At 44.1% G+C, this 21,393-nt stretch carries 14 protein-coding genes; 5 read left to right on the forward strand and 9 right to left on the reverse strand.

Annotation, left to right across the window (positions count from 1 at the left end):
• The first annotated feature begins 14 nt into the window (after positions 1 to 14).
• A complete protein-coding gene (gene rseP / locus AC1DV1_RS18135) occupies positions 15 to 1,343 on the forward strand; it encodes an RIP metalloprotease RseP (RefSeq protein WP_477361742.1) in 1,329 nt (442 codons plus the stop codon).
• A 156-nt stretch (positions 1,344 to 1,499) separates the two neighbouring features.
• A complete protein-coding gene (locus AC1DV1_RS18140; RefSeq protein WP_477361744.1) occupies positions 1,500 to 2,099 on the forward strand; it encodes a GNAT family N-acetyltransferase in 600 nt (199 codons plus the stop codon).
• A gap of 271 nt (positions 2,100 to 2,370) precedes the next feature.
• Here AC1DV1_RS18140 and AC1DV1_RS18145 read toward each other — a convergent pair whose 3' ends face one another.
• The 7 genes from AC1DV1_RS18145 to AC1DV1_RS18175 all read right to left on the reverse strand — a co-directional run bounded on the left by AC1DV1_RS18145 (position 2,371) and on the right by AC1DV1_RS18175 (position 13,350).
• Positions 2,371 to 5,499 carry an efflux RND transporter permease subunit gene (locus AC1DV1_RS18145; protein ID WP_477361746.1) on the reverse strand — a complete coding sequence of 1,043 codons (3,129 nt, stop codon included), beginning with the start codon at positions 5,497 to 5,499 and terminating at the stop codon, positions 2,371 to 2,373.
• Between the two features lie 156 nt (positions 5,500 to 5,655).
• The gene (locus AC1DV1_RS18150; RefSeq protein ID WP_477361748.1) at positions 5,656 to 6,750 is read right to left on the reverse strand and encodes an efflux RND transporter periplasmic adaptor subunit; all 1,095 of its coding nucleotides are present in this window, start codon (positions 6,748 to 6,750) and stop codon (positions 5,656 to 5,658) included.
• A gap of 10 nt (positions 6,751 to 6,760) precedes the next feature.
• Positions 6,761 to 8,065, reverse strand: coding sequence for a TolC family protein (locus tag AC1DV1_RS18155; protein WP_477361750.1), 1,305 nt, complete (start codon positions 8,063 to 8,065; stop codon positions 6,761 to 6,763).
• Positions 8,066 to 8,134: 69 nt separating this feature from the next.
• Positions 8,135 to 9,499, reverse strand: a complete 1,365-nt coding sequence (locus tag AC1DV1_RS18160; protein WP_477361752.1) for a sensor histidine kinase — start codon at positions 9,497 to 9,499, stop codon at positions 8,135 to 8,137.
• A gap of 6 nt (positions 9,500 to 9,505) precedes the next feature.
• Positions 9,506 to 10,192, reverse strand: a complete 687-nt coding sequence (locus AC1DV1_RS18165) for a response regulator transcription factor (RefSeq protein ID WP_477361754.1) — start codon at positions 10,190 to 10,192, stop codon at positions 9,506 to 9,508.
• 82 nt (positions 10,193 to 10,274) lie between these two features.
• Positions 10,275 to 11,642, reverse strand: a complete 1,368-nt coding sequence (locus AC1DV1_RS18170; RefSeq protein WP_477361757.1) for a sulfatase-like hydrolase/transferase — start codon at positions 11,640 to 11,642, stop codon at positions 10,275 to 10,277.
• A 19-nt stretch (positions 11,643 to 11,661) separates the two neighbouring features.
• Positions 11,662 to 13,350, reverse strand: a complete 1,689-nt coding sequence (locus AC1DV1_RS18175; RefSeq protein ID WP_477361759.1) for an arylsulfatase — start codon at positions 13,348 to 13,350, stop codon at positions 11,662 to 11,664.
• Between the two features lie 166 nt (positions 13,351 to 13,516).
• Between AC1DV1_RS18175 and AC1DV1_RS18180 the strand changes: the two genes are divergently transcribed.
• Together AC1DV1_RS18180 and AC1DV1_RS18185 are read left to right on the forward strand one after the other, a co-directional pair.
• The gene (locus tag AC1DV1_RS18180) at positions 13,517 to 15,094 is read left to right on the forward strand and encodes a glycoside hydrolase (protein WP_477361761.1); all 1,578 of its coding nucleotides are present in this window, start codon (positions 13,517 to 13,519) and stop codon (positions 15,092 to 15,094) included.
• Between the two features lie 202 nt (positions 15,095 to 15,296).
• On the forward strand, positions 15,297 to 16,376 hold the full coding sequence (locus tag AC1DV1_RS18185; RefSeq protein WP_477361763.1) for an AI-2E family transporter: 1,080 nt from the start codon (positions 15,297 to 15,299) through the stop codon (positions 16,374 to 16,376).
• Between the two features lie 182 nt (positions 16,377 to 16,558).
• Here the strand turns inward: AC1DV1_RS18185 and AC1DV1_RS18190 are convergent, their stop codons facing one another.
• A complete protein-coding gene (locus AC1DV1_RS18190) occupies positions 16,559 to 18,916 on the reverse strand; it encodes an ABC transporter permease (protein WP_477361765.1) in 2,358 nt (785 codons plus the stop codon).
• 315 nt (positions 18,917 to 19,231) lie between these two features.
• Here AC1DV1_RS18190 and AC1DV1_RS18195 point away from each other — a divergent pair, with 315 nt between their 5' ends.
• Positions 19,232 to 20,056: a sugar phosphate isomerase/epimerase family protein gene (locus tag AC1DV1_RS18195; protein ID WP_477361767.1), complete on the forward strand. Its 825-nt coding sequence runs from the start codon at positions 19,232 to 19,234 to the stop codon at positions 20,054 to 20,056.
• A gap of 167 nt (positions 20,057 to 20,223) precedes the next feature.
• Here the strand turns inward: AC1DV1_RS18195 and AC1DV1_RS18200 are convergent, their stop codons facing one another.
• Positions 20,224 to 21,249 carry a DUF4097 family beta strand repeat-containing protein gene (locus AC1DV1_RS18200; protein WP_477361769.1) on the reverse strand — a complete coding sequence of 342 codons (1,026 nt, stop codon included), beginning with the start codon at positions 21,247 to 21,249 and terminating at the stop codon, positions 20,224 to 20,226.
• Between the last annotated feature and the right edge of the window lie 144 nt (positions 21,250 to 21,393).

A 21,393-nucleotide genomic window follows, 5' to 3' on the forward strand; every position in this document is an offset into this window, starting at 1 on the left:
GATAAATATAACGAATGAGTATAGTGATCATGGTAGGCCAGCTTGTACTGGGCCTTTCAATTTTAATCATCCTGCACGAACTGGGGCACTTTTTAACGGCCCGGGCTTTCGGGATTAAAGTAGATAAATTTTACCTGTTTTTTGACGCGTGGAATATCAGCCTGTTTAAGTTTACATATAAAGGTGTTGAATATGGCATTGGCTGGCTGCCTTTAGGTGGCTATGTTAAAATTGCCGGTATGATAGATGAATCGATGGATACCGACCAGATGGCCGGTCCGCCGCAGCCCTGGGAGTTCCGCTCAAAACCAGCCTGGCAGCGTTTAATTGTAATGCTGGGCGGTGTTACGGTTAACATTATTTTAGGTATTGTTATATTTTGGATACTGACCATCCGTTTTGGCGAAAGCTATATCCCCAATACCAGTGCGCAATATGGCATTGTACCAGGCGTGGTAGGCAAAAAAATAGGCTTATTGCCGGGCGATAAAATTACCGCCGTTAATGGTAAAGAAATTGTACGTTTTGACGATTTAACAAGCCCAAAAGTATTGCTCGAAAACACGGTATTCACCGTAGTGCGCGGTGCCCAAACATTAAGCATTACAGTGCCGCATACTATATTAAATGATTTGGCCGATCATGGTATTGAAGAATTCATAAGCCGCGTACCACGTACCAAATTTTCTGTCGATTCGGTTTATGGCAATGCTAAAAAAGCAGGCCTGCAAAAAGGCGATAGCGTGGTGGCAGTAAACGGCCGGCCTGTAGTATTTTTTGACGAGATTCAAAGCCAGCTGGCGGCAAACAAAGGCAAACTGGTTGACCTGAGCGTAAAACGCAACAGCACCATTTTGCCAATAAAAGCCCAGGTAACTGCCGATGGCACTATTGGTTTTGCAAGGCCAAAAAGCGATTTCCCCGAAGTAAAGACCATAAAATACGGTTTCTTTCAATCGTTCCCAATCGGTGCGGCAAGAGCGATCAGCACATTTACTGATAACGCCAAAGGTCTGGGTAAAATATTTAAAGGCGATGTTAAGTTTAACAAAGCCGTAAGCGGCCCTGTTGCTATAGCAAACCTGTTTGGCGGCACTATTGACTGGGTTCACTTTTGGAGCCTGGTAGGCTTTTTATCAATGGTATTAGCACTGATGAACCTATTGCCTATCCCGGCACTTGACGGTGGCCATGCTGTGTTCCTGATAGTGGAGATGATAAAAGGTAAACCACTAAGCGATAAGTTCCTTGAGCGCGCGCAAATAGTGGGCTTTGTGATACTGGTTACCCTGATGGTATTTGTTTTTGGAAACGATATTGTAAATAAAGTAATGAAGAAATAGGCTGAAAGCCAAAAGCATAAGGCTGAAAGCCATAATAAAACAGCCCGGGGACAAAATCTTCGGGCTGTTTTTGATTTGTGGACACCGGGGGCTTATTCAACTATAAATCAATTTTTGTCTGTTAGCACAGTGCATAATTTCCGATATTTACCAGCCATGTACACGCTTAAATACCAGGAGTTTTCTGAAGCCTTATACCAGGCATTACAACCCGATCCGTTTTATATCAGGCTATTACAATCAATCCCCGGCGATAAGGAGAAACGGGAGGCTTTAATAAGCTACCTTGATTATTCGATGTACGAGGCCGAAAAATACGGTCTGCTGTTTATTCCGGACCAACACAGGTATGGCGCGTCTGTATGGAGTAAGCCCTTAAGTGCAGCGCTTGAATCAGAAAAAGGCCGCGAAAAGAAAACATTCCTGAAAACCAGTTTAGGTGATGGCGTACTTGATGCCTATGTGCAAATGGTCGATTTTATGTCGGCAAAACTGGAGGGTTTAATTGGCCCCGAATCATGGTACCTTTCCATCGTTGGCATTAAACCGGAATTTCAGGGTAAAGGTTTAGGTGTCGGTTTGATAAACGAGATATTGGAAAAAACCGATAAACTGGGCTTGCCCACGTACCTGGAAACTTTTACGCCCAGAAATATTTCATTTTACAACCGGTTAGGGTATGAAACTGCGGCTTCGTTTTTGGAGCCGCTTACCAACGCCACGTATTGGGTAATGGTAAGGGAACCTCGTGGCTAAAAACCCGGGCAAAATAATTAGAAGAGCCAGGCCCCTTCGGTACCTGAATTGGCCAACAACAGGCACAAATATTGGATGCGTAAAAATTGCGCGATCAGTTTAGTGTTAACCATGATTTAATATATTGTATTGATTATAAACCACTTACAAAAAATTTATCTAAAATGTGTTAAGTTATGTTAACCCAATTAGATGTGTTTATCCTGTTAAAAAAGCCCCCGTTATTACAACGGGAGCTCGGTTATATAGAGAAATTGGGGAAAGTTCCTTGTTATAATCTTCCGGTGTCTCCGCTTTCCACGCGTTTACGGTAAGTCCAGTAAAACACGATGGGGAATACAAACAGGTTAAAAATGGTATTGGTAATTAAGCCGCCAATTACTACGATGGCTAATGGTTTTGAAGCCTCGGAACCAATGYCTGCGGACAATGCAGCCGGCAGCAAACCAATGGCGGCCATCATAGCTGTCATGATAACCGGGCGCATCCTATCGGCAACGCCGTTTTTCAAAGCCTCGGTAAAATCAGTAAATTGATGATGGCGCAGCTCCTTAATGTTTGATTTAAATTTCGAGATCAGGATAACGCCGTTCTGCACACAGATACCAAACAATGCTATAAACCCTATCCCTGCCGATATATTAAAGTTAACGCCGGTAATCAACAAAGCCAGGATGCCACCCATGATGGCAAAAGGCACGTTGTTTAATACCAGCAACGAATCCCTGAAGTTACCGAATAGGATAAACAGGATAAAGAAAATGATAAGCAAACTCACCGGCACTGCCTGCGACAGCCTTTGCGTAGCACGTTGCTGGTTTTCAAAATCGCCGGCCCATTCTAAGCGGTAATCTTTAGGCAGCTTAATTTGCGCATTTACTTTGGCCTGTGCTTCGGCAATGGTGCTCCCCATATCCCTGCCGCGGATAGAGAACTTGATAGCGCCATAACGGCTGTTTTTATCACGGTAGATCATACTGATCCCCGTTATCTTGCCAATATCAGCTATCTCTCTTAGCGGAACTTTACCGCCATTTAAAGTAGGTACACGCAAATCGCCTATGGCGGTTGCATTGTTCCTGAAATCTTCCGGGTAACGAATCCTTAAATCAAACTTCTTCTCACCCTCGTAAATCTGTGTAGCAGCGCGGCCGCCAATCGCGGTTTCTATCACCGCGTTGGCATCGGCAGCTGTAACACCATATTGGGCCATTTTATCCTGGTTAAGGTTTATCTGCAATTCGGGCTGGCCCATGTTGCGTAAAATTCCCAGGTCTTCAATACCGCGTACACCTTTCAGGATCTTGTAAATCTGCTCTTCCCTGCTTTCGATATAAGGATAGTTATCTCCAAACATCTTCACTACTATCGAACCCTTTACCCCCGATACCGCTTCTTCTACATTATCTGATATAGGTTGCGAGAAGTTAAGATCGACACCGGGATAAAATTTAAGTTTATCCTGCATCCGGGCAATTAGTTCTTCTTTGGTTTCCTTGCGTTTCCATTCATCCTGCGGATAAATATCAACATGGAATTCGATGTTGTAAAAGCCCGTAGCATCGGTACCATCATTTGGCCTGCCGGTTTGTGATATCACCTGCTTAACCTCGTCAAAACTCAGGAAAATCCTGCGCATTTCGTTGGATAGCTTTACCGATTCTTCCAGCGAGGTGCTTAACGGGCCCGTTGCCCGCACATATATCGAACCTTCGTTTAATTCCGGTAAAAACTCGGTACCTAACAACGTAAAACAACCTAAACTAATAACCAAAGCAGTAACTGCTATCGGGAACACAATTTTGCGGCGTTTAAAACACAGGGTATAAAAGCGAAGTGCATTTTTGGTGATAAACTCTACAAATATGTTATGACGTTCCTTTACATTTTTACGTAACAGGATGCTGCACAGCGCAGGCACCAGCGTAAAAGTTAGCAACAAGGCTCCCAAAAGCGCGAAACTCAATGTCCAGGCCAGGGGCGAAAACATTTTTCCTTCTACCTTTTGAAAGCTGAAGATGGGCAACAAACCGGTAATGATAATAGCTTTGGCAAAAAAGATGCCCTTACCGTTCACCAAACTGGCCTGGCGGATTAACCCAAGCTTGCTCAGCTTGTTAAAATTCTCCATCCCCATTTCCTTGGCCTTGTGGTCAAGCAGTACAAAAATCCCCTCCACCATTACTACGGCCCCATCTATGATGATGCCAAAGTCGATAGCGCCCATCGAGAGTAAATTGGCCGACATACCTTTTAACTTCAGGCACATAAAGGCAAACAACAGCGCCAGCGGGATGATAATGGCTACAATTACCGTGGTGCGCCAATCGGCCATAAACAGCAATACAATCACCGTTACAAATATGATCCCCTCGGCCATGTTGTGCAGCACGGTATGCGTTGCAAAATCAACCAGGTTTTCGCGGTCGTAAAAAGTATTGATCTTAACATCCTCAGGCAGTATAGTACTGTTTAGTTCTTTGATCTTATCTTTAAGGCCGGCAATAACAACGCTGGGGTTCTCGCCTTTGCGCATCACCACTATACCTTCTACCACATCCGGGTCAACATCGCGGCCCACCTGGCCCAGTCTGGGCAATGATGATTCGGTTACTTCGGCAATTGTCTTTACATAAATAGGCGTACCTTTTACGTTATTAACAACAATGTTCTTTATCTCGCTGATATTATTGAGCAAGCCAATACCGCGCACCACGTAAGCCTGCCCGCTTTGCTGTATCACATCGCCGCCTACGTTTACGTTGCTTTTGGATACCGCGTCAAATAACTGCAAGGGGGTAATATCGTACTGAACCGCCTTTTCGGGGTTTATGGTAATCTGGTAGGTTTTCACCTCGCCGCCAAAACTGTTTACATCGGCTACGCCCGGCACCGCCCTTATCTCGCGGCTTACCACCCAGTCCTGTATAGTTTTTAATTCGCGCACCGAACGTTTATTACTAGTTAAGGTATAACGGTAAATTTCGCCTGTCGGTCCGTAAGGGGGCTCAATTTCGGGAGTAATACCATCCGGTAAATTGGCCTCATCAAGGTGGTTGTTGATCTGTAAACGGGCAAACGCATAGTCTACATCGTCATCAAATGTAATTTTTACTACCGACAGGCCAAACAACGACGACGAGCGCACACTGGTCTTTTTCTCGGCCGGGTTCATGGCCAGTTCTATGGGGCGGGTTACAAACTTCTCCACTTCCTCGGCGCTGCGACCGGGCCACTGGGTTATAATAGTTACCGATGTATTGGTTACATCCGGAAAGGCATCTATGGCTATGGTTTTAAAGCTGATATAGCCCGCCACCGCCATAAGCAGGGTAACAAAAAATATAAAAATCTTATTTTTAAGTGCAAAAGAAAGCACTCCTTTTATGAACTTGTTCATCTGTTCGTTTTATAAAGCCTCACCTAAGTCCTCTCCTTTGGAGAGGAATTTTGATTTGCGTGTTTTTTTATTTTCCAGACTCTATTATTAGAATGGTGGCTAAGGTTACCCCATGCTAGTCAGAACCCTCTCCTTTGGAGAGGGCAGGGTGAGGCTTTACTCCTTTAATGATTCATACAGGTAAACCTGCCTTGAAGCAACCACACGCTGCCCCGGCTTTAACCCTTTGCTGATATAGGCCACATCTTCTACCCGTTTGGCTATTTCAACAGGCTGGATATGCACTTTAGCCGGCCCATCTACAACAACCACGTAGTTTTTATTATTATCAAACACAATAGCATCTGTTTTAATGGCCGGCAGGTTCATTCCCGATTTGGCTTGGATCTTTACATTGGTAAACATGCCCGGCTTCAGCATATTATCCGGATTGCTAATCATCACCCTGGCACGCATTACTTTATTATCCGGATCGAGCACGTCAAAAAGTTTGTCAATTTTGCCGGTAAATACTTTATCCGGATAGGCCAGTGTGGTTATTTGTACAGCATCGCCAAGTTTTACACTGGCAATGTCTGATTCATACATATTGATGAGCACAAACACCGACGACAGATCGGCAATGGTAAACAGGTTCTGGTTATTATCCGCGCGTACCTGCATGTCATCCGTCACATTCTTTTCGATAATGTAACCGCTTAGCGGTGCCTGGATTTCATACCCTTTGCCGTTGCTTTTATTGATAGACATGATAGAACCGGCCCTATTGTTTTCGGCGGTAGCTTTTTGATAATCAGATTTTGCCTGCTCCAGGTCTTTTTCAGATGACAGGCCGCTTTTATAAAGATCCTGCGTAGTTTCCAGCTGGCGTTTGGCGTTTCGCAGGTCGGCCTGTGCCGAAATCAAATCTCGGCTGAAGCCGGCAATCTCGGCACTTTTCATGGTGGTAAGCACCTGGCCTTTTTTAACCACATCGCCCAACTGCACATGTACCGACTGTGCTATACCGCTCACCATCGGAAAAATTTTTACCATTTTGCTTTCATCCGGCGCTATGCTACCGGTAAGCGTAATTTCCGACAGTGCGTTTTCGGCCTTCACGGTGTCAATAACCAGGCTGCGCAATAAGGTATCAGTTACCTCAAAACGGGTATCCTTTGCCGCTTCGTCCGGGTGATGCGAACAGGCAGAGATAGATAAGATAAGGGCCGGAACAATACTAAGAACAACTATTTTATATGGGCGATACATGATCTGTGTGTTATTGTTGATTAAAGAATGGTGTGCCGGTTGCAAAATTCAATTGCTCTAACGAGCTGATGCGGTTGAGTTGCAGGTTATTTAACTGCAGCGTATTGGTTTTATACGAATCATAAAAATCAAGAAACTCCAACAGGCCGATGTTGTGCTTCTGGTAGTTTTTAAACACTTCCTGTATCAGGTGATTAAAATCCTGCTTAAACTTGGGGTCGAAGCTGTTATACAGGTTTTCGAGCCGTAAAGCACCCTTATAATCATTAGCCAGTTCGCTTTCCAACTGGTCCTGCTGACTTTGTAATTGCACCTTACTGGCATCCACCGCTATACGGGCCTGTTTTATGCCACCTTGGTTGCGGTTAAAAAACGGCAGCGAAAACGCGATGCCCGCGCTTGAATAATCGCGGATATAACTACCCTGCTTGTCATAAGCCAATGAAAGGGTAACATCGGGTATAGCTGTTGCCTTTTGCAACTTCAGGTTAATGTTGTTATAATCAACAACCGAGCGGGCAACTTTAAGATCGTTGCGATTGGCATAAGCCGAATCTATCAAACGCTGATAAGGTACATCTGACACCATATTTTTTCCTTCCAAATTGATATCAACCTGCGGCAGTACATAACTTGATGGTTTGGCGCGGATCATCAGTTTCAACTCACTTTGGGTATCGTCAATACCATTCATCAGGTCGTTAAGCTCCGATTGCAGCGAGTATAGCTGCGACTGGATACGCAGTACTTCTTTTTGGGCGATATTGCCTTTGGCATACTGTTCATGGAAAGCCTTAAGCGTTTTAGCCAGCGAATTAATCTCTTCCTGGTAAACCTGTGCCGATTGCTCCTGGAAATAAACCTTATAAAAATCGTTCCTGAGGGTATAACGTAGCGTACGTAACAGGTCAAATAGCTGGTACCGTGCCTGCTGTACACTTATCTGCGCCAGCTGGATATTTTTATTGCGCTTGCCCGCAGTTTGGATAAGCTGCGATAGCTGGGCCGAATATTCGCCGCCATCATGGCTGGTATCAAAAAAGCGTTTGGTTTGCGGGTTATATAACACGTTGGCAAAACTAAAGTCGGGATTGTTGAACAACCGGGCAGTAATTATTTGCGCCTGCGCCTGGTCAACACTATAGTGCTGAATAATGAGGTCGAGATTATTTTTTAAGAATTGGGCTTCTGTCTCTTTCAATGACATCCTGAGAGTATCGCCGCCGGAGGGTTGCCCGTAAACCGGGCCCCCGACAGCTATACACCATAGTAATAGTTGAATTGAAAAAAGAACGATAACAAATTTTCGGTGCATAGTTTATTTGTTTGGCGCAAAACTATACCACCCAAATTAGACCAGCATTAAAGCGGGATTAGAAAGAGATTAGAAAATTGGCACAAAACTAATGGTAAAAGTAGTGCCCCGCCCAACTGCCGATTGTATGTTAATGGTGCCATTAAATAGCTGGATAATTTTAAAAGCTACATACAGCCCTACCCCATTGCCATCAAATACGCGGCCGTTTGCACTGCGATAAAACGGGGTAAATATTTTTTCCTGGTCATCGGCAGGGATACCAACGCCCTTATCAATAATTGTAATTACTATGGATTGGTCATCGGCATTTAAACGGCAAATAACGGGTTGATTGTGCGAGAATTTGAATGCATTACCAATAATATTATTGAACGCTATTTTAAGCAAAGTGAGGTTGGCATTGATAAAAAGTGCCTGCTGATCGTCGGGCAAATGATCAATTTGCACCTGCAATTGCGGGTGCCCGGCCGACATAGCCCAATGATGCTGCAACTCCCATATTTGTTCATCAATCTGGATAGGTTCCAGCTTTGCGCGGGTATATTCCATATCCGTTTGCGCCAGTTCCATCAGGCTGCTGATGGTATCACTGAGCCGCCCGGCATCGTTTAAAACCGAATTTAACAGTTGCTCATAATCTACAATACTGCGCTGCTTGTTCAGGGCAACCTCAACTTCGCCAATGATACTCGTAACCGGCGTGCGTAACTCATGCGATGCATTGGCAACAAAGGTTTGCTGTAATTCAAACGAATTTTGAAGATGGCTAAGCAAGCGGTTAAAATTAAGGGCAAGGGCACTTATTTCGTCCTTGCCTTTTCCTTCATCAACCCTTACATGTAAGCTGCTGGCATTAATTTGCTTCATTTGTTTGATAAGCCCATCAATGGGCATTAGCGACCGCTTTGCAAACCACCTGCCTATAAAAAATAAAACGCTGTTCACTACTATCAGAATTATGATCATGATGCGAATAATACCCGACAGGCGCACCTTTGCTTGCTGGTCATAGGCGGAGGCCAGGATCACAAAATTACCCTGGTTGTCATGATAGTAAATACCTATTGTTTGCCGCTCTCCCTCCCTAAAGCTGGTGTACTTTTTTGCGCGGACTTCTTCAATCGTGTTAAAACTCCAGTATTGCTCTTTATCTTTTATAAACGAGGCTATGTTGTTGGCATTATAAACCCTGATTACCTCGTTGGGTAACTGCTCCAGCATACGTTCGCGAACGTGGTTTAATGAATCGGATGATATTTCGTCGGCTTCGAGGTATAGCTGCGCGGCTACCTTTGCCCTGTCTTTTAAATGGCCGTAAAAATCTGTTCTGAAAAAATCGGCAAAAGCCAGGTACATGCTCGCCATAATAACCAGCAGCATGGCCGAGCTAAGGAGTGTAAAATTTAAGGCTAGCCTGTTTTTTATTTTCATGCAGTCTTATTTCTCCTTTAAAATATACCCCATCCCTATCACTGTATGAATGAGTTTTGACTGCGCACTTTTTTCTATTTTTTTACGCAGATAGTTTACATAAACATCAATAAAATTTGTGCCCGTGTCAAACTGAATGTCCCAAACCTTTTCGGCGATATAATCTCTTGATAATGTTTTGTTGGGGTTGCGCAAAAACAATTCCAGCAAATGGTACTCCTTGGTGGTCAGGGTAATTTCGGCACCTGCGCGCTCGGCAGTTTTAGTAAAGGTGTTTAGCTTCAGGTCGCTAAAGGTTAATAAACCTTCTTCCTGGGGCATTTCCTGCCGTGAACGCCTTAGCAGGGCGCTTATCCGCGCCAAAAGCTCGTTAAAATGAAAAGGTTTTACCAGGTAATCATCAGCGCCCGCCTGCAGGCCATTTACCTTATCGTCTACCCTATCCAGCGCGGTGAGCATTAATATCGGTAGCTGCTTATTATCCCTGCGGATGCGGCGGCAAAGGTCGATGCCGTTAATATCAGGCAGCATCAGATCAAGGATTATCAGGTCAAAAGAATGGCCAGCTAACAGATCAATCGCCGTAAAGCCGTCAATGGCATGCGTTACCTCATAGTCATGTTCCTGCAATCCCTTTGAAATAAAGGCGGCTACTTTTTCTTCATCTTCAACAAGGCAAATACGGTTCATCATGTACCCCAAATTTGGTAGTTGCAAATTAAAGCAATATTATAGCATATTTAATCGGTCGGGTTTAAACCTCACAAGCTTTACATCAATTTTCGGTTTTACCGGGAAATTTATCAAACAAAGCCTTCATCTCCCTGGCAATATCCGGGTATTCGGTTATTACATTGGTACGCTCGCTGGGATCATACGAAATATTGAACAGCTCTGTTTGCGTTTGCTGAGCATCCTTCAAAATACCTTTGCTGCTGTTTTCGGCTTTAACTTCGCGGTATTTCCAATCGCCCTGTCTTACAGCTTCGCAAACGCCATTGTTTACATAATAAATTTCGCGGTGTTTGTGGTGCCTGGGCGCTTTGCCCAGCAACACGTCGGCTATGGATTGCCCATCCAGTGTGCGACCCTTTGGTAAGGGAGCATTTGTCCAGTTGGCCAGCGTGGGTAGCACATCCAGGTTGCTTACCATACTGGTGATGGTGGCATTTACAGGGGTATGATTTTTCCAGTATACAATAAATGGTTCACGCACGCCGCCTTCATAACTTTGGCCCTTACTACCGCGAAACACACCAGCGGTACCGGCATCCCAGTGCTTGGTTGYGCCATCGCCCGACATACGGTCCGGAAATTCAATCCACGGACCATTGTCACTCGAAAACATGAAGATCGTATTGTCTGCAAAACCTTGCTTTTCAAGCACCTTCCATATCTGGCCCAGGCTTTCGTCAAGCTGCTCTACCACGTCGCCCAGGTGGCCGCCATCCGAACGGCCCTTATTCTTTTTTGATGATGCAAAGGCCACTGGCAAATGGGGCATATTATGTGCCAGGTACAGGAAAAACGGGTGTCCTTTTTTTTGCGATTTAATGTATTTAATTGCCTCGTTGGTATATAGATCAACTATTGACGAATCAGCAGGCTTAATAACCTCCGGCTTGTGGTTCCTGAAAATCTTTAACGTGGTATCGCTTTTCACATAAGGCGAGCGGTAATCGTGGCTATACAGCAACCCGTAATAGGAATCAAACCCCTGCGCCATGGGATGATTGCAGGGCTTATGATCGCCAAGGTGCCATTTGCCTATCATGGCTGTTTTATAGCCCACATTTTTAAGCATTTCGGCAATAGTAACCTCCTGGTCGGGCAGGCCCAGGGTTGATCCTGGCGGGATAGGATAAGGCAGGTTCATCCTTGATGCATAACGCCCGGTTAATAACGATGCCCGCGATGGCGTGCACGAAGGACTTGATACTACATAATTGGTTTCCCTTACCCCTTTTTGAGCCATTTTATCTAAAAAAGGGGTTTTAATTACGGGGTTGCCGTAACAGCCTAAATCGGAATATCCCATATCATCGGCCAAAACAAAAATAACATTGGGCCGCTGCTGGGCTGATGAACTTGCCACGCAAAGCAAGGCAACAAAAAAGAACAGGTAGGTTTTTATATATGTCATGGTTATACCGGCTGTATTTTTATTTATGGCGAGGTTTGGGGTACACATTATTGGCCATGGCCCATTGGTGCCACATGGCGCTCAATTGGCTCACCTTTTCGGGGTATTTAGCTGCCTGGTCATTGATCTCGGTTTCGTCATCCCTTATGTGGTACAAGTTCCAGGTGGTATCGTTGGATAAGGAAACCATTTTCCAGCCATTGTACCTAACATAACGCGCGCCATAGTGCTCATTAAACAAAGCCTCATCGGCATTTGTTATTCCCTTAAATGAGGCTGCAAAGCTTTTGCCCTGCTTGGGCATTACCGGGTGACCTTTATAGGTAAGCGGGTATATTGTTTTTGCCAGCTCGACAAACGTGGCCATAAAATCTTTTACATGGCCTAACTGGTTTGATAAGCTGCCATTTGCCACAGTTACCCCCTTTGGCCAAAACGCGATCATCGGGGTATGAACGCCGCCTTCATATGATTCGGCTTTCCAATACCGGTACGGTGTGTTGGCCACGTTTGCCCAGCGTTCGCCAATGGATGCATAAGATGTTTCGAGGCCCGGAAGGATTGTTTTTTTCATATCATAAGCAATCTTTTCACCGGCGCGGGTTTGGTTGGGCCTGTCAAATCCGGGACCGTAAGCGGTACAGTTTTCGCTGCTGGCGCCATTATCGCTTAAAAAAACAATGAGTGTATTATCCAGTTTGCCACTTTCTTTTAATGCCTTTATAATACGGCCTACCCCCTGATCCATCCTGTCAATCATGGCGGCATGCACGGCCATGGCGGCGGCGTCCCAGTCTTTGTTGGGATTATCCTCCCACTTCAAGCTTGCCTTATCCCTAAGCGATAAGGGTGCCTTTGCAGCGTCAATAAAACCTGCTTTTACCAGCTTATTGTACCTGCGTGCGCGGATGGTATCCCAGCCAACCTTATAGGTATCTTTATACCTGGCAATATCTTCCGGCGGTGCCATCAGCGGCCAGTGCGGCGCGTTTTCGGCAACGTATAAAAAGAAGGGCTTGTTATCCCTGCTAAACTCCTTAATATAGCTTGCGGCTGTGTCGTTAATAGCATCTGTATGGTAATAGTTTTTAGGGACAGTTTTAACGGGCGTTGTGCCGCTTACCAGGCTAAACGGGTCATAATAATCAACCACTCCCCAAATGGTGCCGAAAAATTTTTCAAACCCGCGGCTGGTTGGGTATTGCGCCAATGGCGAAAAAGTTGGATAATAAACCTGGTGATTAAGCCACTTCTGTTGCTCTTCAGGATCTTTTTGCCCTACTGTATTACTTACATGCCACTTGCCCGACATGGCAGTATGGTACCCCGCCCCTTTTAACACCTCGGCAAGGGTAACCGAATTTTCGGCCAGGTGCCCAAGGTAGCCGGGCTCATCTTCAGTATCGGTCATGTTGCCAATACCCGCACGCTGGTTGTACAAACCCGTTAGTAACGATGCCCTTGTGGGGCAGCAACGGGATGTATTGTAAAAGCGGGTATACCTGATGCCATGCGCAGCCAGGTAATCAATATTAGGTGTATGAATTTCGGACCCGTAACAGCCTATATCAGAAAAGCCAAGGTCGTCGGCAAGTATCACCACTATATTGGGGCGGGTATCTTTAACCGGTTGCTTTGCAGGTTGTTTAAAAAACACAAAGGAAAACGCAAGCAAAATACCCACGATTGCTAAAGCTATTTTTTTCATGATGTAGAACTACCCTGGATTGATGTATGAATGCTGTTAAAAGTAATAATAAAACCCTAACAGCCCCGGTGCAAAAGGTATGGTAATACTTTTTTTACCAAAATACCTCAAATGATGTTTGCGTGCAGCACCTCAATATAAAAATGACAGCTTATATTTGACCAAGATGAAATTACCCAAAAGCCTTTTTAAACAGCTATTCCTAACCTTCCTGCTGGTAACTATTTTCCAATTTGCCGCCATTGCTCAAAAAACGGATACCGTAATAACCTTGCAGGTAAATTTGAACAATACCGCGCAGACAATTGAAAACATAGGAGCATCGGGCTGCTGGTTTTCTGAGGGGATAGGCAAATACTGGCCTGCCGAAAAAAGGGAAGCTATCGCACGTTTATTATTCAGCAAGGAAAAAGATAAGCAAGGTACCCCCGTGGGGATAGGGCTATCAGCGTGGCGCTTTAACATAGGTGCCGGCACAACTGAACAGGGCGACAGCAGCGGCATTAAGGATTTCAGAAAAAGAACGGAGTGCTTTTTAAGTCCTAATGGCAGCTATGACTGGAGCAAGCAGGCGGGATATCAATTCTTTTTAAAAAAAGCACATGATTATGGGGTAGAAACGTTGATAGCTTTTTCAAACAGCCCACCGGTACAATTTACCAGGAACGGGCTGGGTTACAAAACAGAAAAGGATTATACCAGTAATTTAAAAGCTGATGCGTACGACTCCTATGCTGATTTTTTAGCCAAAGTGATCCGTCATTTTGATCAAGAAGGCCTTCATTTTAGCTACATAAGCCCGGTTAATGAGCCGCAATGGGATTGGTCGCACCCCTACAAGCAAGCCGACCAGGAAGGTTCGGCATGGAAAAACGACGAAATTTACCATGTAGTTAAAGAACTCAACGGCGCGCTTACCAAGGAAAATCTTGATACCAAAATTTTGATAGGTGAGGCCGGGATGCTCAATTACCTGTATTCGGGCAAAGGCAATTCATCAAGCCAGATCCAGCATTTCTTCGGCCCCGGCAGTTCATTATCTGTTAAAGCACTGAACCATGTGCCGCCAGTAATTGCAGGTCACAGCTACTTTACCGAAAGTAACGACAGCACACTCGTTGCAATCAGGACCAGGCTGGCCGATACTGCCAAAAAGTATAACATCAGCTACTGGGAATCTGAGTATAGCATGCTGGCAGATGGTTTTAAAGAAGGTGTAAAAGGCGACAGAAGCGCGATGGATTGCGCACTGTTCCTGGCTAAAGTTATTCATGCCGACCTTACCGCCGGCAACGCCACTGCCTGGCAGTTCTGGAACTCCTACGAGCCTGGCAGCGCCGAATTTAATACCCGCTACTACCTCATCGCCTTAAAACCCCAGCCCGATTATAAAGATGGCGAATTTACAGTAACCAAAAACCTTTGGGCTCTGGGGCATTACAGCTTATTCGTTCGCCCGGGAATGGTTCGTGTGTATACCGGCGTTGAACATTCAGCTGACAATAAGGTGCTGATCTCGGCCTGGAAGGATAAAAACAATAAGTTGGTAATAGTGGCCATTAACCGCGGCACAACGGATACATCTGTAAAACTTGGCTTAAGTAATAACAAAAGGGCATACAAAACACTGGATACCTATTTAACCACAGGCGACAAGGATAAAAATATGCAGTTTTCCAGGGGAAGCTATAAATCGCATGTGGTGCTTCCGGGCCGTTCAATTTCCACTTTAATATTGAATTGATATTACTTATACGCGGCTGCTTACATCGCTATTACTTCCCGCCTCCGACCGGCAATTCCACATAAAAAGTGGTGCCGCTTCCGGGGAACCTGCGCTTAAATAATCCATTACCAAACTTAAATTAACACAGTATTATCAAATTGTTAAAACTTTTAAGTGTATTTATTGTCACCTTATCTGAACCCAATTCAATAAGTACCATATGCCCCCTATTGATGATAAATACACCAATAAAATAATCCAGAAGGAACTCACCTATATTCAAAAAGTATGGCATACTGTAGCCATCGTAGCTTTATTGGTAGTAACCATATTGATTGCCCGCGTTGCATTTAACGTATTACTAATGGTGCTGGCTGGTGTATTGATATCAGTTTATTTTCATGGCCTGGGCGATATGATACAACGCAAAACTGAATGGCGACGCCGGATTTGCATGATTATTTCTATTGGCGGTACGTTTGTGTTGCTTGGGGTTTTATTTTGGTTTATGGGATCTAAAATATCTAACCAGGTAGCTGTGTTGAGTGACACCTTGCCACATACCATCAGCAACGCCAAAGTAAAGATGAACGAAACCCCTATCGGCAGGAAGATATTGGAATACCTGGCAGACGACAACTCGGATGCTTTGATGACAACTGCCAAATCATTCTTTAGTACCAGCTTTGGTGTGCTGGGTAATATTTATATCATCCTTTTCCTGGCCATATTCTTCACGAGTAATCCAAACCTATATAAGGATGGCATGATAAAATTGGTGCCCGAGACCCGGAAACCACTCGCGCACCAGGTAATTGACAGGATTAGCTTTGCGCTCAAGGGATGGTTGAAAGGAATGATGCTATCCATGGTGCTGGTATTTATTTTACTATCTATTGGCCTGGGCATTATGAGCATACCGGTGGCTTTGGTGCTTGCCTTGCTTACGGGCCTGCTGAAACTAATCCCCAACTTTGGATCATTTGCAGCCATGATTCCCGGTGTTTTGCTGGCTTTAACCATAAGCACAAACACCGCTATCATAGTAGCATTAATGTACATAGTTATCCAAACCATAGTAAGCAATATTGTAACCCCCATTATTCAAAACAAGATGATTAACATACCACCGGCTTTAACCATATTGGCGCAGGTATTAATGGGTACATTATCGGGCGTTTTAGGTATTATACTGGCCGTGCCTTTACTGGCTATTGTGATGATTTTGGTTGATGAGTTGTACGTGAAAAAGATAACAGATCTTGATATTGTTATCGTGCCCGAAAGAAGTCAGCCCTAAAACAAAATGCGTCCCGGATCTCATCCCGGAACGCATATTACTAATCAACTAAATCCAAATTTCTCAGGTTTGGAAGATTTTTATTAAAGTCTTAAGTTCTGATCCTGTAGTATCAAGCGTAAGCTTCATTTTATTTTTCGAACCTAAGACTTAAAACTAACGACTTCCGGCTTGAGACTAAATTATTCGGCCTGGATACTTTTTACCGGATTGGCTATTGCAGCTTTAACCGATTGAAAGCTTACTGTTAACACCGCTATGATGATTGCAACTAAACCGGCCATTACAAATGTTAACCACCCAATATCTATACGGTAACTAAAATCCTGCAGCCATTTATTCATGGCATAGTAGGCAAATGGAGTAGCTATAATTATGGCAACAAATACCAAAGCAACAAATTCCCTGGTTAGCATTTGGGTAATGCTGGCTACACTTGCCCCTAACACTTTCCGGATACCTATCTCCTTTGCGCGATTTTCGGCCATATAGGCTGCCAGCCCGAATAAGCCAAGGCATGATATGAAAATGGTAAGCCCGGCAAATACAAATGCCAATGAGCCTGTTTGCTGCTGATCGTTAAATTTCTTGCCAAACTCGTGGTCAACAAATTCATAGCTGAACGGATAGGCAGGGTTATATTTTTTAAAGATCTTTTCTGCTAACTCAAGGTTTTTGGTCATACTGTTTTTTTCATTCAACCGAATGACGGTATTGTATGTCCAATATTTGGATGCAAAAACAATCATTGGGTCTACATTAGCATAGGGCGATCTGATAATAAAATCCTTAAACACACCAATGATCTGCAATTTCTCATTGCCCCTGGTGATAAATTTGCCAATAGGACTTTTTAAATGCATCGATTTAACCGCAGTTTCATTTAGCATAACAGATGCGCTATCGCCGGGGAAAGCATTAAAATCAACATCCCTGCCTGCTACCAGTTTAAGCCCCATTGTTTTCACAAAATCGCCCGCAGTCCCCAGCCTCGAAAATCCCATTTTGTCCTGGTTGGCATCGTTGCCCTCCCACTTAAAGCCATCAGTACGACTGCCCTCTATCGTTACGGTGTACCCTGTTTTACTCATGGCGGTAACAGCTCCACTGTTGATCAGGTCGTTTTTAATCAGGTCGTAGTTTTTATTGATGTCGCCTTCCATAGGAATCTCTACCAGGTTATTTTGCTTATAACCAATATCGCGGTTTTGGGCAAACTTAATTTGCCTGTAAACCACAATGGTAGCTACAACTAATACAATAGCTACCGTAAACTGTAGTACAACCAGCACCTTACGCGGACTAATGAGTTTCTGTGTATCCTTAAAAGTCCCCTTCAAAACTTTAACCGGCCTAAAACCTGACAGGAAGAATGCAGGATAGCTGCCCGCAAGCAATCCTGTTACGATGATGAAGCCAAAGAAAGCTAATAAAAATTCCGGATCGATATAATTAACAACCAATGCTTTGCCGGTTAGCTGGTTAAATGCCGGTAAACACAGTTGCACCAATAACAAGGATACCAGCCCGGCTATAAAAGTTATCAATATGGATTCGCTTAAAAACTGGCCTATGAGGCTTAACCTGCCCGCACCAATTACCTTACGAACCCCCACTTCCCTCGCCCGTTTCTGGCTTCTGGCGGTACTCAGGTTCATAAAATTAATGCAGGCAATAAGCAGTAATATACCGGCAATACCAAGCAGCAGGTGAACTATCTCGATGCGCCCGCCAACAATTTTTCCGTTTTCGAAAGTGGAATACAAGCGCCATTTGGTCATGGGATGTAAAAACACCTCGAGCGATGCCTTCGGGTCATGTGCTTTTACAACATTTTTTATCTTATCAGCAAACTTGTTGATATCAACATTAGGCTGTAGCTGTACATATGTATTGTAGCTGTTATCGCCCCAGGATCCATTGGTGTAGGTATTTTCGTTTGCGGCCAGCGAAACCAGGTATTCAAAATCGAAGGTAGTGTTGTTTGGTAAATCGTTTAAAACACCGGTTACTTTGTAGCTTGTTTTATTCTCCAGCTTAATCAGCTTATTCATCGGGTCGGCATCGCCAAATATCTTCTTAGCCAGGTGTTTGGTTATCACAATATCGGTAACACCATCCAAAGCATGCTCCGGGTTGCCTTGCAGAAACGGGAAGCTGAACATGGTTAAAAAGCCCTTATCTACATCGTTCCCCTTGGCTTTAACAGAGTTATCTCCAAAATTAAAAAGACGGTCGATACTCCAATATTGCCGCGCGTAGTTTTTAACCTCAGGAAACTCCTGTTTTAAGGTTTTGCCCACGGGCGACGAGGTAACATCAAATGTGTAAACATTTGTACCATCCGTTCCCCGGTTCCAAACTTTGTAAAGGCTATTTTTATTTTTTTGGAAATCTTCAAAACTATATTCGTTTTGTACCCAGGCCCAAATGAGTATGGCGCCGGCCATACCTACGRCAAGCCCGGTTATATTGATAAACGAGAACCCTTTTTTGTTGATGAGGTTACGCCAGGCTATTTTAAAATAATTTTTTATCATGGTGATGTTCAATATTTCTACTACACCCAAAAAGCACGTGCCAAATATATAATATTTTGATAATCAGAAATTTGCAAAACATACAGTTATTTTAACCGTACGGAAACGTTACAGGGAGTGTGCGTTTTTATCGCTTAAATTTTCGAGCCTGAAAAACACAACCAAAATGCAAAAAGATGGAGAAATTGGGTTTGATATTAAAATGGGGACGATCTGGTGGTACAAGGTGACGGGCGGGGCAAATAATCATATATTTATCGCCTTATAACTAATTAATCATACAATCCATCTTTTACCATTCTTATAAGTTTTGCAATGAAAATAAAGTTTTTTTGTCCGCGCTGGGGCTCAGAGCAATTGTCGTGGGATGATTTTTGTTTAAAAGTAAAAGAAGCAGGCTACCAGGGTATTGAAGCACCTTTGCCTTTTGATGAACAGGAAAAGGCCATCATTTTAAATGCCATAAAAAAACATGACCTGCTTTTTATTGGTCAATATTATCAATCGTTCGAAGAGGATTTTGAGCTGCATAAAATCAACTTCCGCAAGCACCTTGAAAACGTGGCCGAAGCGGGTCCCTTGCTCATTGATTCGCAAACGGGAAAAGATTATTTTACGGGCGACCAAAACCGCCAGCTTTTTATAATTGCTAACGAGATTGCTGTTAACAGTGGTATTACGATTGCCCACGAAACCCATCGAAATAAAGCTTTGTTCGCCGCTCATGTAGCTAAGCAATTACTTACAGATAACCCCGATGTTTTGATAACGGCAGATTTTTCGCACTGGTGTAACGTATCTGAAAGCCTGCTGGAACAACAAACAGAGGCGGTTGAAACAGCTATTAGTCGCACTATCCACATTCACGCCCGTGTGGGTCATGCCGAGTCGGCCCAGGTTTCGGACCCTGCCGCTCCGGAATGGCATGCAGAGCTCGAAGCCCATTTGCAATGGTGGGATGCAATAGTAAATTCACGTGTGCAAAGCGGTGCCGGCTTGCTAACCATTACCCCCGAGTTTGGGCCGCACCCCTACATGCCGGCGCTACCGTATACAAAAATGCCTGTGGCTAATCAATGGGACATCAATGTAGGGATGATGAACCTACTCAAGAAGCGTTACCGGGAGTATTTAGCCTAAAGTCTGAAGTCCAAAGTCTTAAGTCCGAAGCCCTAAGTCATTTCAGATTTAGAAGCTTAAGACTTATGGCTCGGGACTTACGACTTATAGCTTATGACTTAACACACAAAGGGCCTGTCGCGTTAAACAACAGGCCCTTGTGCGTACTTGGTTACTTTATATAGATCTTAGTTAAGATTAAGATTGATACGGCTGTTGCCTCTTACTTCGAAGGATGAACCGCCACCATTCAATTTGCCTTCTATCCTTTCTTTCTCTTTAGTGCCACTAAAGTTTGATGTAAAGTTGGCTTCTACCTTATCGGCACGCAAATCAAGGTCAAGGGCCGATTTTGATGGTACCGAGATATCAATGTGGCCCGAGCTTACATCAATTTTAACATATTTGCCCACGCTGGCAAATTGCGCATGAAAGCTGCCGCCACTGGTTGAAGCATCCAACGCGCAAGCCAGGCCGTTAAGGTTGATGCTGCCACCTGATGTACCTGTTTTTAGCTCGCCTGCAATATTGTTGGCGCTGATGCTACCACCACTGGTATTGGCATCAATAGTTCCCTTTAAATCGGTAAGACGTAATGAGCCACCGGAGGTTTCCAGGTGAATTTTACCATTGCAGTTACTTGCTTCGATACTGCCGCCGCTTGTTTCCAAATCAATGCTCGATCCCGAATTGCTTACATGAATGCTGCCGCCTGATGTTTGGCCTTTGATCATCCCGGTTAATTTATCAACATGCAAACTGCCGCCGCTTGTTTCAAACTTTTCGGTACCATCTAAATTATCCAGGTGTATGCTGCCACCACTGGTATTCAGGCTGGTGTTAACATTTTTGGGTACAAATACCTTAAAGCCGATACTTAACGAATTTCGCCAGTTAGAAAAATTGTGCTTGTTTTTGGCCGTCGCATGAACTTCGCCACCACTAACGGTAACGCTTAGCTCGTAGTTTTCCAAACGCTTTTGGATTTCTTCTTTTGATATATTGCCGATGCTATTGTTTCCCTGGATATAAACCTCAACCCGCGGCGACTCTCCGGCGGCACCGCTCACGGTAATACTTCCGCCCGATGTATTTACAAATACATCTTTAACAGCTCCGGAAATGGGTTTGGTCATGTATGGAGTTTTGGAGTCTTGCGCAAAAACAACACAGCTTTGGCAGGCAACAAAAAATAGCAGTAAGTGCTTTTTCATAATGTTTTAGTTTGGTTTATTGATAAGACAACGGCAGGAAGAAATAAGTTGCATCCGGGGGGAAATAAATTCCAAATCCTAAACTCTAAATCCTAAAGAGTAAATTCCAAAACCTAAATCTCAAAATGGAAAGACTAAATCATC

The sequence above is a fragment of the Mucilaginibacter sp. P4_D1 genome, from assembly GCF_056401935.1.